Below are 13,374 nucleotides of genomic sequence, written 5' to 3' on the forward strand. Positions count from 1 at the left end.
AATGCCGCCGCGTGAGTGGAACATGGCAAAGGCGCAATTTGCCGTGCTCTTCGGCGAACGTTTCATCAGGGCCATGACGGCCTGATGATCAACCGCCTCGCCGTACACGAAATTCCTGACAGTCCCATATCTGGACGTCAGAAGGCTGGCTCTATCTGGCAGTCATCCTCGACCTGCACAGCCGCCGTGTCGTTGGCTGGGCGGTCAGCGACAGGATGAAAAAGGACCTGGCGATCCGGGCGCTGGATATGGCGGTGCGCCTGCGCAAACCGCCACAGGGCTGCATTTTCCGCTCCGATCGCGGCAGCCAATATTGCTCCTACGACTATCAGAAGAAGCTGCAGGCCTATGGCCTGCGTCCATCAATGAGCGGCAAGGGCAATTGCTACGACAACTCCGCCGTCGAAACCTTCTTCAAATCCCTGAAGGCGGAAATGATCTGGCGGCAGAGCTGGCCTACCCGGCGACAAGCGGAAGCTGCCATCTTCCTGTACATCAACGGTTTCTACAATTCCCGCCGCCGCCATTCATATCTGGGTGGCATCAGCCCACTCGCATTCGAAGCCAAGGTGGCATAATGAGATAGGTGACCGGCGCAAAACCGTTACAAGTCCAGCTAAGCGCCTTGCTTACGACGAGTCTCCCAGCCCTTTTTGGCCGCTGCGGATCGATCCTCGGCGCTACGGCTCGACGATACGCTTCCACCTTTACGGCCGCCTTTCCTCGAGGATTCATGGTTCTCGGCCTTTCCGCGTCCGGAACCTGACTTCTTTCCGCCGCCGGATTCCTTGTTCACCGTGGCCCAAGCGCGCCGCTCGGCCTCTTGCCTGCCCACACCTCGGTCCTCATAGCCTTCTTCGATGTGTTCGGCCTTGCGCTTTTGCTTGTCGGTGTAACTCGACTTATCGCCTCGTGGCATCGCATCTCTCCATCATTGGGCGGTCCGTCAGCGCAAACGCACAAGCGGTGCGTTTATGTCCGGGGTATTCCGAAGCTGAGGTAGCTCGGGCGAGTCGCTCACGAATCTCGCTGGCGGCTCGGCGCGAAATCACAGGACGGGCTTGCCGCCGGTCACAGCGATAGTCGCTCCCGAGATATAACTCGCCTCATCGCTGGCGAGCATTACGTAGGCCGGAGCCAATTCGCTGGGTTGCGCGGCCCGGCCGATCGGGTACGCCTTGCCGAAATCCCTGACCTGCTCGGGCGGCATTGTGGAGGGAATGAGCGGTGTCCAGACGGGACCGGGAGCCACGCAGTTCACGCGAATGCCCTTTTCGGCAAGCAACTGCGCCAGGCCGCCGGTAAAATTCTGGATCGCTCCCTTGGTTGTCGCATAGGGAAGGAGTGTCGGCTTGGGCATGTCGGCGTTCACCGACGTCGTGTTGATGATCGCGGCGCCTTCACGCATGTGGGGCAGGGCGGCCTTTGCCAGATAGAACATGGCGTGGACATTCACCGCAAAGGTCTTTTCCCATTCCGCATCAGGGATTTCGTTCAGGTCCTCGAACGTCATTTGATACGCGGCATTATTGACGAGGATATCGATGCGCCCGAATACCTCGACGGCTTTGTCGATGATGGCACGACATTGGGCTGCACTACCGATGTCTCCGGGCACGAGCACGGCCTTTCTGCCCGCCGCTTCGACCAGATGCCCGGTATCCTGCGCATCTTCGTCCTCATTCAGATAGGAGATAAGGACGTCGGCACCTTCACGGGCGAAAGCAATGGCGACGGCACGACCTATTCCGCTATCGCCTCCGGTGATCACCGCCTTCTTTCCTTCGAGCCGGCCGGAGCCGCGATAGCTTTCCTCGCCGTGATCCGGCCGCGGATCCATGGAGCGAATGGTGCCTGGAACTTCCTGCTGCTGCTCGGGAAGCGGAGGCTTTATCTCGTCGCGGGCGTCGGTCATGATCTGCCTGCCTTTCGATCGGGTTCCCAGGAATAATCTGGCCATCCGCCTGCGGTTCCCCGGCGCGGCGTTGCGACTGACCAGTCACCTCGGTTAGGGCTCGTTCCGCCGTACGAAGGCGATATTTACCCTGGCGCCGGGAAAGATTCTTGATGTTCCCTCGTTGCGAAGGAGAGATGAAGGAAAGGAGTGTTCCCATGTCCGAGAACCAGATTGCAACGGACGAGACGCAACGTCTGATCGCTTCCAACAAGGTGGAGGGTACCGCGGTCTATAACCGGGAAGGCGAAAAGCTAGGCTCGGTTTATAATTTCATGGTCGATAAGCAATCGGGTAAGGTCGAGTATGCCGTTCTTCAGTTTGGCGGACTGTTCGGAATCGGAAGCGACTATTATCCGCTGCCCTGGGATGTTCTCGCCTACGACACGGCGCAGGGCGGCTACGTCGCAAGCCTCGACAAGACTGTTCTGGAAAAAGCGCCACGATTTGCCCAGGACGCCCAGCCCACCTTCGATCGTGACTATGGCCGCGACGTCTACGGCTATTACGGAGTCAATTACCCATTCTAAGCAGTGTGCGAGGCCACCCTTTTTTGCGGGGCCTCGCCGCCCGTGGTGTCTTTCCGCAGGCTCGAAATGCATTGAAATGCTTCGGGCGGAGGTAAGAGTCTCGTGTTATCGAAGCGATGCCAACGGCGATCGCAGCGGGGATACGTCTGGCTGTCCTGCAGGCCGGTAGAAAATACCTCCAGGCGCCAACGTTTTGGGCCGCGCAACGTACCGGGGGCGCGAACAGCGTCTGGTCGAGACCCTGGCCCGCACGCGCATTTTGAAGCTCGACGAAGCCGCCTCGCCCCGCCGATCATGCCGAGTGCTGGGTCGACTTATCGCGGCGACACTCGACGCAACGGTTCCTGAACGTGCAATCAACTCGGTGCGCATTACAGTACCACGGCGTCCTGAGTTCGTCGCGCAAAAAGCGGATCAGTCGCTGGATCATGCCTTTCTTCCATCGTCGTAAGCGATGGCCTCTTGTGCGCACTTTGAGGATTAATTTTGGCTTACTGTGTCGCCAGGGCGCGCGGAAATTCCGCTAACCTGTTGATCGCTTATGTCGCAGATGCACCGAGGGGATGGTGGGTTGCGAACGGAACCTGCGTTTCGCAACCCACCATCTTTGGCCGCTCTGGATGGCTGGTGATTTGGATCAACGGCAACCGTTGCGCCAGCCCGGCCCTGCGCAGACGCAACCAGACGCCCTCGCCGGTGAGCGCCGGCACCGGATAGTCGCTTTGAAGCGCAGGTATCGCTCTGCTATGGCCAAGTGTATAACTGTTACCCGGCTTCATTAGACTCGTGGGCAGAAGGGGAGACTCTGGATGGCTTTCTGCGCTTGCTGAAGGAGGTGGATAGAACCGACGGCCCGCCCAGCGACGTCGCGCGCCGGTCAAAGCCACAACTGCCAGCTCTGGGCCGAGATCACACGTCGGGAGTTGCAAGATCAGGGCACCTTCTCGAAAAGCTCCTATGTCCCTGGAAGATTACGAATGAGCGAGATCACCCTTACCACCTACGACTGGGTCCCCGAGATGCCACGCGGCCTTGTACGCGACCTGCGGGTGCGTTGGGCTCTCGAAGAGGCCGGGCTGACCTATCAGGTGAATAGCACGCCTTTTCGAGATCGTGGTCCCGAGCATTTCGCGGTGCAGCCGTTCGGCCAGGTCCCGTGGTTGACCGACGGAAACCTCACCATCTTCGAGAGCGGTGCGATCCTGTTGCACCTCGCCGAGAAGAGCCGCGCGCTCATGCCCAAAGATCCGCGCGGGCGAACTGAAGTTCTCGAATGGGTCGTAGCCGCGCTCAACTCGGTCGATCTTCCGAGCCAGCCTTGGGCGCTGTTCCGCTTCATGGGTTACCCCGGAGAATCGCCTGAAGCCCAATTTATGGACAATTTCCTGAACGCCAGGCTCGAACGGATGGAGGCGGTTCTGGCTAATCGCGAGTGGCTGGCGGCGGGTCGGTTCACCGTAGCCGACCTGCTTATGGCGGACGTTTTGCGCCAGGTGGATCGGTTCGATGGTCTCGCGAAATTCCCTGCTTGCCAGCACTACGTCGCGCGCTCCACCACGCGCCCCGCCTTTGTGAAGGCATATGACGACCAGATGGCCCACTTCGCCGCAGCGGATGCGGCTTGATTGCCAGGGCGACTATCACGAACGTCCGCCGCTGCACCGACTTGTCGGTTCAAATGAGACCGGAACTGCCGAGGGATCAATTGCCGGCGTGAGACTGAAGCGCCGCGGGACCCCGGAAACTATCGATCAGGACGATTGGCCAACCGTCGATGAAAGAGCGCAAGCGCCGGACCGCCCGCGCGGGAGCCGCGGTATCTCGTCGCATCCTAATTTTCGCGAGCGTGACCCCGTGCGACGACCCAGCGTTTGGCTCAAGGAGGTATCGCAACAGAATGCAGCTGGGACCGCAGCTTTAAGAAATACAGGCCTTCGCCCGGTGCGCATCGCTGCAACACTGAAAGTGCACGAACACAGCAATATCGGATTTTCGTTCCACCGAGCGGGGCGGCTTGAGCAAGCCCAGGGCAACGCCGCGCGACAGTCGCGCCAACTCGCAGTTGGAAAGGGAATAGAGGGTGGGATCTGCAGGATCGATCTGTGTCATTCTCCGGTCTCCGCCTGAAGCGGGAGGAGCGCGTAGAGAAGGCGGGTCCGGTTTAGACCGGACCCGCCCCCATGCATCAGAAGTCCATCACCGGCACCGGCGCGGCTTTCTCCTCCTTGGGCGCATCCGCTACCAGCGCCTCCGTGGTGATGAGCAGCGAGGCCACCGATGCCGCGTCCTGGAGTGCGGTTCGCACAACCTTGGCCGGATCGATGACGCCGGACTTGACTAGGTCTTCATAGACGCTCGTTGCTGCGTTGAAGCCCCAGTTGTAGTCCTCGCTCTCGAGCAGCTTGCCGACGATGTAAGCGCCGTCCTCGCCAGCGTTATCAGCGATCTGCCTGACCGGCGCGCGCAATGCACGTCGGATGATGTCGATCCCGGACTGCTGATCGTCATTCGCGACTTTCAGCCCGTCGAGCGCTTTGAGCGAGCGCAGCAGCGCAATGCCGCCGCCGGGCAGGATTCCTTCCTCGACCGCCGCGCGCGTCGCGTGCAGGGCATCATCCACCCGATCCTTGCGTTCCTTCACTTCGACTTCGGTCGCACCGCCGACCCGGATCACCGCGACGCCGCCCGCGAGCTTGGCAACACGTTCCTGCAGCTTCTCGCGGTCGTAGTCGCTGGTCGTCGTTTCGATCTGCGCGCGGATCTGTTCGACGCGGCCGTCGATGTCCGCCCGGGTACCAGCTCCATCGACGATGGTTGTATTGTCCTTGTCGACGATGACTTTCTTGGCGCGGCCGAGCATCGAGACGGTGACGCTGTCGAGCTTAATGCCGAGTTCCTCGCTAACGACGTTGCCGCCGGTCAGGATGGCAATGTCGTCAAGCATCGCCTTGCGGCGATCACCGAAGCCAGGCGCCTTGACCGCCGCAACCTTGAGACCGCCGCGCAGCTTGTTGACGACTAGCGTAGCGAGAGCCTCGCCCTCGACATCCTCGGCGATGATGAGGAGTGGTCGTCCCGATTGCACCACCTTCTCGAGAAGAGGTACCAGCGCCTGAAGGTTCGAAAGCTTCTTCTCGTGGATGAGGATATAGGGATCGTCGAGTTCGACCTTCAGCTTCTCCGAATTGGTCACGAAATAAGGCGAGAGATAGCCCCGATCGAACTGCATGCCTTCGACGGTCTCGAGCTCGGTTGCGAGACTCTTGGCTTCCTCGACCGTGATCACGCCTTCGTTCCCGACCTTCTCCATCGCCTCGGCAAGGATGCGGCCAACTTCTTCGTCCCCATTGGCGGAGATCGTCGCGACTTGGGCGATCTCGCTGTTGGCGCTCACGTTCTTCGCATGCGCCCGGAGATCCGCCACCACGGCATTTACGGCGATGTCGATGCCGCGCTTGACGTCCATCGGGTTCATCCCGGCGGCGACAGCCTTCGAGCCTTCGCGCACGATCGCCTGGGCGAGAACGGTCGCGGTGGTCGTACCATCGCCGGCCTTGTCGTTCTGCTTGTTGGCGACCTCGCGCAGCATCTGGGCGCCCATGTTCTCGAACTTGTCGGAAAGTTCGATTTCCTTGGCGACCGTGACGCCGTCCTTGGTGATGCGGGGGGCGCCGAAGCTTTTCTCGATGACGACATTGCGGCCCTTCGGCCCCAGCGTCACTTTCACTGCATTCGCAAGCGTATCTACGCCGCGCAGCATACGATCACGCGCGTCAGACGCAAACTTCACTTCCTTGGCAGCCATCTTGGCCAACTCCTTTCTTTAATTCCTTCCTGGTTGGTGGACGGCGGCCAGTGTCAGGCCGCCTGCTTCAATTGGGCCTGCGTCTCGACCACGCCGAGAATATCGCTCTCCTTCATGATGAGAAGATCCTCGCCGTCGATCTTGACCTCGGTGCCCGACCATTTGCCGAACAGGACCCGGTCGCCCGCTGTAACCGAGAGTTCGACGAGGCGGCCGTTATCGTCTCGCGCGCCAGGCCCGACGGCGACGATTTCGCCCTCCTGCGGCTTTTCCTTGGCGGTATCGGGAATGATGATGCCGCCCGAGGTCTTCTCCTCGGCTTCGATGCGGCGGACGACCACACGGTCGTGCAAGGGGCGGAAATGCATGGCAAAACCTCCAGATGCAAGCATGGATGTGAAAGGCCTGTCGTTCTTCCGTACGGCAGGTAGCGGTAAAATATGAGAGTCGGCTTTTGGGTTCAAGAGGAAATTTGGCACTTCATGACATAGAGTGCCAGACGCCCTTTGTATTCGCTTAGCTGATCTTGACGCGACTCGGTGGCGATACAAAATATGGTCGTGCGGCCATGACGGTCGCGTCAAAAGGAGCGACAATAGGAAGGAGGCACAGCCATGTCGCAGCCATTTTCCCGTTTTCTTCACCCGTTCGACGTACCAAACCATCCAAGCCTTGAACCGGAAGTGAAACGCGCCATCCTCGCATCGTGGGCCTCGGACAAGTTCTCTGTCCGCGACAAGCCGGCCCGACGAAAACCCCCGGGGACGAAGCACCCTGTCTCGATCGATGACATCCTGGCGGCAATGGCGGTGCTGGATCGGCCGCCGGGTAGGGGACTGTCTGCCTAATGAAAGAGCGCGACATTGCCGCCAAACTGAAGGGGCATGGTCTGACCACGGCGAAGATCCTGTATTACCGGCCGGATGCGCCATCGCTTCTGCAGGTCTTCGCATGGCAGGAATGTGATGTCGCTCCCGATTTTCCGGCGCTGCCTGGTTTTCTCGATGATTGGCGCCGGGAAATCGAAGCCCAACTCCACTCCGTCCGGCTCGCCCATGACCGGCTCATCCGGTCCACGCAGTGGAGACCGGTGAGCGACATCCTTCCGCTACCCTGATTGAGATTCCGCTGGCAGCAATTTTGAAGTGGGAAACCCGCGGCCGTCTTGAACCCGCAGGAGACACACCTAGTTTTAATGTGCCGGGCGCCGCGTTCGGGCCCGGTGGACATGGAGGGCGCCGGCTCTGGTGTTACCGGCGCAGCTCATGTCCAGATCGCTCAGAAGAGGATTTGGAAAAGATGAGAACGAACTTTGACTTTACACCCTATCGGCGTTCTACCGTCGGTTTCGACCGCCTTTTCAACCTTCTCGAAGCCAGTGCGCGCGAGGAGGACGGCTACCCGCCCTTCGATATCCTGAAGGAAGGCGAGGACAGCTACCGCATCACCTTGGCTCTCGCGGGCTTCGCTCCCGCAGATGTTGAAGTGGTGGCCCAGCAGAATCTGCTCACCGTATCGGGCAGGTGGGCGGACGACGATGGCAAAGGCGAGTATCTCCATCGCGGAATCGCCGCGCGAGCCTTCGAGCGCCGCTTCCAACTGGCCGATTTCATGGAGGCTGGAAACGCAACATTCGAAAACGGCCTCCTATCGATCGAGCTGAGGCGGGTGGTGCCGGAAGCGATGAAGCCGCGGCGCATTGAAATCGGAGGAAGCGCTTCCCAAGCCCATAGGCTCACAGAAGCGAAGGAGCCGGCGAGCGAGGCAGCCTGATCCATGCTCGAGAGACCTGCCGGCACGCGTGCCCTTATAAGGTAACCCGTGCTGGCAGGTCCGGACAACATCCAGCCAGTGAGGAGATGACCATCATGGCTTTTCGTGATCTCATTCCCTGGAGCCGGCAGGAAAACCGGCTACCCATTCCGGTGAGGGCGGAACCTGAAGGCGGCCGCCCGTCCCACCCGTTGCTTTCGCTTCGTCACGACATGAACCGACTGTTTGACGACGTCCTGCGCGGTTTCGGCTCGCCGGCATTTGGCGATCTGGAATCAGGTGTATCATGGCCGTATGTCGAACTCGGTGAATCAGCCAATGAAATCCGCGTGACTGCGGAACTGCCCGGGCTCGACGAGAAGGACGTCGAACTCACCGTGGAGGAAGGTGTCCTGACCCTGCGCGGCGAGAAGCGATCTGAAGTCGAAGATACCGATCGCGGCTATTCGGAACGCAGTTACGGCCGCTTCGAAAGGCGGATCGGCCTGCCTAAGGGTATCGAACGCGATAAGGTCGAGGCGACCTTCAAGGACGGCGTCTTGACCGTGATCTTGCCCAAGACGGAAGCCGCTAACGAAAATGCGCGGCGCATCCCCGTGAATGGGAAAGCTGCCTGACCATTGGCCCGGGACCCCGCGTCCCGGGTCTTCCATAACCGATCAGTGCGTACACAGATGCGCGGCGCCGCTTTTCGACAAGGTCCGGCTCGCCTACGCCGCGCCTTGTGGCTGCTGAAGAGTATGGAAGATGCAGATATCCTCGAACCTCCTGTCCAGCTTCGTGACCCTTTTCGTGACGATCGGCCCTGTGGAAACGGCGGTCGTTTTCGCCAGCCTTACCGCCGGGATCCACCGGCAAGAGCGTCGCAGCCTCGCCAGGCGGTCGGTGACGATCGCGGGACCCGTGCTCTTGTTATTCGCAATTGGCGGAGGGGCCGTCCTGTCCCTCCTCCATATCACTTTGCCGGCATTCCGCGTCGCCGGTGGCATGCTTCTTTTTCTGCAGGCGCTGACGTTGACGTTCTCCAGTCCGGGGCTATCGTCGATCACCCAATCCGAAAAGGACGAGGCGCAGCGCCCCGGAGATATAGCCGTATTCCCCCTGGCATTTCCCTTGATCGCAGGACCGGGAAGTCTGTCCGCAGCCGTTCTCGTTATGAGCCGAACGACAAACTGGATGGAGGCGGCCAGTGTGATGGCGATGGTGGTGGTTTGCCTGGTACTGACATTGGGCGCAATGCGCGCGGCGGAGCGCCTGGTCGTAGTCCTTGGGCCGACAGGTGCCGATGTCGTGAGCAGGGTCTCGGGCATCTTACTCGGCGGGCTAGCGGTGCAGTTCGTATTCGATGGCCTCGCCGAAGCGCCTTTCCTTCGCTGAGGCCAACTCGTTCCGAATGGTCGGGATGCCGTCCTCACCTGATGCTGGCGGCGTGTGCTGGTGATTCCGGACTTTTGCGCGCCGACAGGAACGCTCTCGGCTGTCCGCAAACCTGCCGGCGCGGCAGCTGTGCGGACAGCCGAGCCAAGGGGCTACCAGTCGTGAGCCTCAAGCGAAGCAATTTCCGATCTCATCCAGCGGCAGGCTATCTTCTTCGAACCCCGTTTCGGCGAGAAGCTGTTTGATGTCACGATACGCGCTCGTCACCTGCTCCCAGGCGACCATGGCCGATATTTCCTGTTCCATGCATCTAACGAGTATATCGGCTAATTCGAGGGTCGCCGCCTCGAGCGCCGCGCATTCCGTCGCGCTCCTGAAGCGGCGTTTGGCCATCTCGTATCGCTCGATCGCGACATCCCAGGCTTTCTTTTCTGCCGCGTGGATTTTCTCCGCGCGATCATAGGCGAGAAGTACGTCTCGCGCGCGTTGCGCCAGAAATCCTTGAGCGCTGATTCCCAAATTCGCAAGAACACGCTGGCCACGGTGTAGGCCATGGCGTCACAGACCTTCCGCGACGCTCCTCCCCACGAGATCGAGGCATTCGTATCCCGCTTGCATGCGCTTTCGGGCGCCCATGATCTGCTCACCCAGCAGGATTGGGATGCCGTCGAATTGAGAAACGTCGTCGAGCGTGCACTGAGGCCCTTTCTGCAGGAGGATAAAGAGCGGTTCACGATTGCGGGGCCAAACCTGCGGTTGAGTTCGACCCAGGCTTTGTTGATTGCGATGACCCTGCATGAACTCGGCACCAACGCGGTCAAGTACGGCGCTCTTTCGAACGCCGACGGACGCGTTGAGGTGAGATGGGAATTGGCCGAGCAAGGAGGCGGGGGCAGGCTAGGCCTGCATTGGCGTGAAGCGGGCGGTCCGGCGGTGACCCCTCCTAGCCGGAAGGGCTTTGGCTCGCGGATGATCGAACGAGCCACGAAAGGAGAACAAGGCACTGCCCGGTTCGACTTCGCGCCGGAGGGCCTGCAGTGCACGTTGGAATTGGCCATTCCGGCAAAAGACGCTCAGCATCCCACCTCTATACTTCCGGCATCATGAAATGTGGGCACGTCCTATAGGCCTGCGCTCATCGCGGCCCGACGAATTGATCCCGCGGATAGGGGGCGTGGAGACACTTCGCCCCATAACGTCCGCGCACTTGACTGCACACGTCCTCCCATCCGTCAGTCGGAAACCGCGGTTCAGCCTGATGCCAGGTCTCCCGCCATTAGTTGTTGAAACCAAATCTTAACCACATTGTCCGATTGTGTGTGCTTGTGGTCATTGGACTTCGGCATGAAAGAGCAATCCAGCTGGTATCTCGCGCAATCGGGCGTCCTGCGGTCTGGCGAGACCGTCCCATCTCTCCGCGGGATCGCCCATCAATGCTCGCCCCGAAAAGAGGGGCATTGTTACGGGGATGTAGCATGAGCGCCGGCCCGCGCCTCAGTATAACCGAAACTCGTGCAGCAGTCCGCCAGCCGATAGATTACACCACTATCGGTGAGCACCGCCAACTGGGTGAAGTCGAATTGCATCTCGTGAACATCTCGCCCCAGGGCTTCATGGTCCGGGGACAGTTGAGCCTTGAACGGGGTGAACGTCTCAATTTACGGCTTCCGGTGATAGGCCGAATTGAAGGGCATCTCGTCTGGTCTCACGATGATCGCGCCGGGTTCCAATTCGAGCGCCTCATTCGCGCTGACGATTTTGCCAGGCTCGTGGCGGAACTGCAACCGAACCCGCCGCGACAGAATCGCCTACATTTGGGGTAACTCAAACTCCGCTTCGTTGAAATGAGACCGGGATCGTCTCCCGGCAGCCCCTTCTAACGGCCCTGGTAGCCGGGAGTGAACGGGTACGTCACCGGAAGACTTGAAGCCGAAATCGAGAGACATGAGCGGGTGGCCATCTCCAATGGCTGTGCGATAGTTTGCCGGAGACAAACGGAGCGGCCTGCCAAATCCTTGGCAAACGATCCCGCTTGGCCCCTGGAACGGCGGGTGGTACTCTTGGGAATGACCAGGCCGATTATCGAACGAGCCGCTCGCGCCCTCGCCCAGTCCGCAAGCGGACACGATGACTGGGATGCGCTGGATTCGCAGCACCAGGAGGCAATCATTCGCGATGTCCTTGCCGTTTTGCACGCTATCCGCGAACCGAGCGATGCGATGTCGCGCGCCGGGGCTGAAGTCATCCGCAATCTCGCGGTAAGCGATACCGCAGCCGGCTATCAGGGCGATGCGGCCAGCACCTGGCGCTTCATGGTTGCGGCGGCAATGAACGAACGATAGCGGCGTCGCCGCGCGCCCGCCACATGTTGCAAGTCTTGGCTCCCCGCCGCCATACGTCACGGGGCCCCTCTTTCGCAGAGCGACAGCAAACGTCGCGCCCGATGGATCGCAGTGCGTCGGACATCGGCGCGTAAGTCTCCCCCGTTGCGGTTACCGGTGCTGCACCAATCATACTTCGAGCTATCCACCCGCCAGAAGCGCGGCGATCTGGATGAGCCTTCGGCAGCCTTGTGGCGCAGCACGGCTTCCATTTCTGCCAAATGCGTATCATCAGGCGCGCTGCATGGTTATGATGTCGGCCATCACAGCTATCGGCGACCCGCGCGGCTGCCGAAACATCGCCGACCTCGAGAATGGCCGTCATTGTCCGCGCTGGATTACGACTCGTCAGAGCATATGCCAACCCGATGGAGGTTTCGTCTCCGACCATGACGACTGGCCCGACCAGTCCACTTCCATCAAGTGACGCACGCGGACCGAAAACATCGCACTCGTCGCCGACAGGGATGCTTCGAAGCCAGTCGCTGCCCGGTGCCGCCCCATGTACGAACGATAGTGGAGGACCGCATCGGGAACGTCAGTGTCAAGCTGCAGGCGGAAGCCAGGATGCCGTATCAAGGCGATCTGGGTCGCCAGGCCGAGACGGTTAGCGGAACCGTGACGACGGTGAACAAATTCCGGATCCTCGTCAGAAAGGGTATAGTGACTTGCGACCGAAGTGGCGTCGATGGGGATGTCGAACAGAGCGCGACGCCGACTTCCGCTCAGCAACCGCCGCCGCGCCATCGGTCGCCCCTTTGTGAAGTCCGCCGGTTCCGGTTATCGATCGGGTAGGCACGACCCGTTGCCGGGCCGCACCCCCTAAGAACCGGACTTGAGAGTTTCCATATCATCCGGCTCAAGCCTCCACAAAGCCTGAGATCGCACGCATGGAATGCCACGATTTGCTGGAGCAAATCGCAGCGATGACCGGGCGGATCGCGACAAGTGATCGCCGCATCAGGGCCCTGGCTGGACAGGCGGACATCGCGCAGCGGCTCCAGACCATACCCGGCGTGGGGCCGTCGACGGCGCTGGCAGTCGAAGCATTCGCTCCATCGATGGAAAACTTCAAATGCGGCCGAGATTTTGCCGCCTAGCTGGGCCTCGTCCCGAAACAGCATTCAAACGGTGGCAAGGAGCGGCTCGACCGCGTCTCCAAGGCTGGGCAGAGCGACATCCGCCAGTTGCTGATCATGGGCGCCATGTCGCGATTGAACTGGATGGGACGAAAAACGATCCCCGACACCTCATGGCTGGCCCGCATGCTCGCGCGCAAGTCGCAGATGTTGGTGGCAATCGCATTGGCCAACAAGATGGCTCGCTCGATGTGGGCGATGTTGGCGAACCAGGAAGACTATCGAGCCCCGGCAACGGCAATCGCTGCCTGATCGAAAGGTATCGCAAGGCCCAAACCGGAAAGAGGGGGTCGTGTCCCGCAGGGTGGTGTAGGAACCGTCGATCCACGGCAGGATCGAGTTCAGGTCAGGCTGCCAATGCTGGCAAGCTGACAATAGGGTTATGGCTCACCGAGCCGAGGGTTTCCAGTGTCAT

The 13,374-nt window shown here is 60.5% G+C and carries 17 protein-coding genes and 2 pseudogenes; 12 read left to right on the forward strand and 7 right to left on the reverse strand.

Going from position 1 to position 13,374, the window contains the following annotated elements:
- Window positions 1-122 precede the first annotated feature (122 nt).
- Window positions 123-578: pseudogene (locus V2S85_RS25915) on the forward strand (IS3 family transposase); the annotation flags it as partial.
- A 38-nt stretch (window positions 579-616) separates the two neighbouring features.
- On the opposite strand, the gene V2S85_RS25920 reads toward V2S85_RS25915, so the two are convergent.
- A complete protein-coding gene (locus tag V2S85_RS25920) occupies window positions 617-919 on the reverse strand; it encodes a plasmid stabilization protein (protein ID WP_330705676.1) in 303 nt (100 codons plus the stop codon).
- Between the two features lie 129 nt (window positions 920-1,048).
- Window positions 1,049-1,915 (reverse strand): glucose 1-dehydrogenase, encoded by an 867-nt coding sequence (locus tag V2S85_RS25925; protein WP_330705677.1) that lies wholly within the window; start codon window positions 1,913-1,915, stop codon window positions 1,049-1,051.
- A gap of 197 nt (window positions 1,916-2,112) precedes the next feature.
- Here V2S85_RS25925 and V2S85_RS25930 point away from each other — a divergent pair, with 197 nt between their 5' ends.
- Window positions 2,113-2,484, forward strand: a complete 372-nt coding sequence (locus V2S85_RS25930; RefSeq protein WP_330705678.1) for a PRC-barrel domain-containing protein — start codon at window positions 2,113-2,115, stop codon at window positions 2,482-2,484.
- A 977-nt stretch (window positions 2,485-3,461) separates the two neighbouring features.
- Window positions 3,462-4,109 (forward strand): glutathione S-transferase family protein, encoded by a 648-nt coding sequence (locus tag V2S85_RS25935; protein ID WP_330705679.1) that lies wholly within the window; start codon window positions 3,462-3,464, stop codon window positions 4,107-4,109.
- A 292-nt stretch (window positions 4,110-4,401) separates the two neighbouring features.
- Here the strand turns inward: V2S85_RS25935 and V2S85_RS25940 are convergent, their stop codons facing one another.
- From V2S85_RS25940 to groES, 3 genes are all read right to left on the reverse strand, one after another.
- Window positions 4,402-4,593, reverse strand: coding sequence for a hypothetical protein (locus tag V2S85_RS25940; protein ID WP_330705680.1), 192 nt, complete (start codon window positions 4,591-4,593; stop codon window positions 4,402-4,404).
- A 76-nt stretch (window positions 4,594-4,669) separates the two neighbouring features.
- Complete coding sequence (gene groL, locus V2S85_RS25945; RefSeq protein WP_330705681.1) at window positions 4,670-6,289, reverse strand: chaperonin GroEL; 1,620 nt, start codon at window positions 6,287-6,289, stop codon at window positions 4,670-4,672.
- A gap of 53 nt (window positions 6,290-6,342) precedes the next feature.
- Entirely contained in the window at window positions 6,343-6,657 is a 315-nt protein-coding gene (gene groES, locus V2S85_RS25950; protein WP_330705682.1) for a co-chaperone GroES, read from the reverse strand.
- Window positions 6,658-6,903: 246 nt separating this feature from the next.
- Here groES and V2S85_RS25955 point away from each other — a divergent pair, with 246 nt between their 5' ends.
- The 5 genes from V2S85_RS25955 (at window position 6,904) to V2S85_RS25975 (ending at window position 9,439) form a co-directional block, all read left to right on the forward strand.
- Entirely contained in the window at window positions 6,904-7,137 is a 234-nt protein-coding gene (locus tag V2S85_RS25955; protein WP_330705683.1) for a hypothetical protein, read from the forward strand.
- On the forward strand, window positions 7,137-7,406 hold the full coding sequence (locus tag V2S85_RS25960) for a protein usg (protein WP_330705684.1): 270 nt from the start codon (window positions 7,137-7,139) through the stop codon (window positions 7,404-7,406). The genes V2S85_RS25955 and V2S85_RS25960 overlap by 1 nt, the downstream gene beginning before the upstream one ends.
- 182 nt (window positions 7,407-7,588) lie before the next feature.
- The gene (locus V2S85_RS25965; protein ID WP_330705685.1) at window positions 7,589-8,062 is read left to right on the forward strand and encodes an Hsp20 family protein; all 474 of its coding nucleotides are present in this window, start codon (window positions 7,589-7,591) and stop codon (window positions 8,060-8,062) included.
- Window positions 8,063-8,157: 95 nt separating this feature from the next.
- The gene (locus V2S85_RS25970) at window positions 8,158-8,679 is read left to right on the forward strand and encodes an Hsp20/alpha crystallin family protein (RefSeq protein ID WP_330705686.1); all 522 of its coding nucleotides are present in this window, start codon (window positions 8,158-8,160) and stop codon (window positions 8,677-8,679) included.
- Window positions 8,680-8,809: 130 nt separating this feature from the next.
- Window positions 8,810-9,439: a MarC family protein gene (locus tag V2S85_RS25975; protein ID WP_330705687.1), complete on the forward strand. Its 630-nt coding sequence runs from the start codon at window positions 8,810-8,812 to the stop codon at window positions 9,437-9,439.
- Between the two features lie 168 nt (window positions 9,440-9,607).
- Here the strand turns inward: V2S85_RS25975 and V2S85_RS25980 are convergent, their stop codons facing one another.
- Complete coding sequence (locus V2S85_RS25980) at window positions 9,608-9,958, reverse strand: hypothetical protein (protein WP_330705688.1); 351 nt, start codon at window positions 9,956-9,958, stop codon at window positions 9,608-9,610.
- A gap of 33 nt (window positions 9,959-9,991) precedes the next feature.
- Here V2S85_RS25980 and V2S85_RS25985 point away from each other — a divergent pair, with 33 nt between their 5' ends.
- The 3 genes from V2S85_RS25985 to V2S85_RS25995 all read left to right on the forward strand — a co-directional run bounded on the left by V2S85_RS25985 (window position 9,992) and on the right by V2S85_RS25995 (window position 11,781).
- Entirely contained in the window at window positions 9,992-10,546 is a 555-nt protein-coding gene (locus V2S85_RS25985; RefSeq protein ID WP_330705689.1) for a sensor histidine kinase, read from the forward strand.
- A 368-nt stretch (window positions 10,547-10,914) separates the two neighbouring features.
- Window positions 10,915-11,262, forward strand: a complete 348-nt coding sequence (locus V2S85_RS25990) for a PilZ domain-containing protein (protein WP_330705690.1) — start codon at window positions 10,915-10,917, stop codon at window positions 11,260-11,262.
- Between the two features lie 243 nt (window positions 11,263-11,505).
- The gene (locus V2S85_RS25995) at window positions 11,506-11,781 is read left to right on the forward strand and encodes a hypothetical protein (RefSeq protein ID WP_330705691.1); all 276 of its coding nucleotides are present in this window, start codon (window positions 11,506-11,508) and stop codon (window positions 11,779-11,781) included.
- A gap of 387 nt (window positions 11,782-12,168) precedes the next feature.
- On the opposite strand, the gene V2S85_RS26000 is transcribed toward V2S85_RS25995, so the two are convergent.
- Window positions 12,169-12,567 carry a DUF4158 domain-containing protein gene (locus V2S85_RS26000; RefSeq protein WP_330705692.1) on the reverse strand — a complete coding sequence of 133 codons (399 nt, stop codon included), beginning with the start codon at window positions 12,565-12,567 and terminating at the stop codon, window positions 12,169-12,171.
- A gap of 179 nt (window positions 12,568-12,746) precedes the next feature.
- On the opposite strand from V2S85_RS26000, the pseudogene V2S85_RS26005 reads away from it, so the two are divergent.
- Window positions 12,747-13,211: pseudogene (locus V2S85_RS26005) on the forward strand (transposase).
- Window positions 13,212-13,374 lie beyond the last annotated feature (163 nt).

The sequence above is a fragment of the Novosphingobium resinovorum genome, assembly GCF_036352595.1.
Taxonomy (GTDB): Bacteria; Pseudomonadota; Alphaproteobacteria; order Sphingomonadales; family Sphingomonadaceae; genus Novosphingobium; species Novosphingobium resinovorum_B.

Excerpts from the sequence above, each read along its gene's own strand:
- groL (WP_330705681.1), bottom strand. The coding sequence starts at position 6,289 with ATGGCTGCCAAGGAAGTGAAGTTTGCGTCTGACGCGCGTGATCGTATG.
- groES (WP_330705682.1), bottom strand. The coding sequence starts at position 6,657 with ATGCATTTCCGCCCCTTGCACGACCGTGTGGTCGTCCGCCGCATCGAA.
- V2S85_RS25925 (WP_330705677.1), bottom strand. The coding sequence starts at position 1,915 with ATGACCGACGCCCGCGACGAGATAAAGCCTCCGCTTCCCGAGCAGCAG.
- V2S85_RS25930 (WP_330705678.1), top strand. The coding sequence starts at position 2,113 with ATGTCCGAGAACCAGATTGCAACGGACGAGACGCAACGTCTGATCGCT.
- V2S85_RS25995 (WP_330705691.1), top strand. The coding sequence starts at position 11,506 with ATGACCAGGCCGATTATCGAACGAGCCGCTCGCGCCCTCGCCCAGTCC.
- V2S85_RS26000 (WP_330705692.1), bottom strand. The coding sequence starts at position 12,567 with ATGGCGCGGCGGCGGTTGCTGAGCGGAAGTCGGCGTCGCGCTCTGTTC.
- V2S85_RS25985 (WP_330705689.1), top strand. The coding sequence starts at position 9,992 with ATGGCGTCACAGACCTTCCGCGACGCTCCTCCCCACGAGATCGAGGCA.
- V2S85_RS25960 (WP_330705684.1), top strand. The coding sequence starts at position 7,137 with ATGAAAGAGCGCGACATTGCCGCCAAACTGAAGGGGCATGGTCTGACC.
- V2S85_RS25920 (WP_330705676.1), bottom strand. The coding sequence starts at position 919 with ATGCCACGAGGCGATAAGTCGAGTTACACCGACAAGCAAAAGCGCAAG.
- V2S85_RS25935 (WP_330705679.1), top strand. The coding sequence starts at position 3,462 with ATGAGCGAGATCACCCTTACCACCTACGACTGGGTCCCCGAGATGCCA.
- V2S85_RS25955 (WP_330705683.1), top strand. The coding sequence starts at position 6,904 with ATGTCGCAGCCATTTTCCCGTTTTCTTCACCCGTTCGACGTACCAAAC.
- V2S85_RS25965 (WP_330705685.1), top strand. The coding sequence starts at position 7,589 with ATGAGAACGAACTTTGACTTTACACCCTATCGGCGTTCTACCGTCGGT.
- V2S85_RS25975 (WP_330705687.1), top strand. The coding sequence starts at position 8,810 with ATGCAGATATCCTCGAACCTCCTGTCCAGCTTCGTGACCCTTTTCGTG.
- V2S85_RS25990 (WP_330705690.1), top strand. The coding sequence starts at position 10,915 with ATGAGCGCCGGCCCGCGCCTCAGTATAACCGAAACTCGTGCAGCAGTC.
- V2S85_RS25940 (WP_330705680.1), bottom strand. The coding sequence starts at position 4,593 with ATGACACAGATCGATCCTGCAGATCCCACCCTCTATTCCCTTTCCAAC.
- V2S85_RS25970 (WP_330705686.1), top strand. The coding sequence starts at position 8,158 with ATGGCTTTTCGTGATCTCATTCCCTGGAGCCGGCAGGAAAACCGGCTA.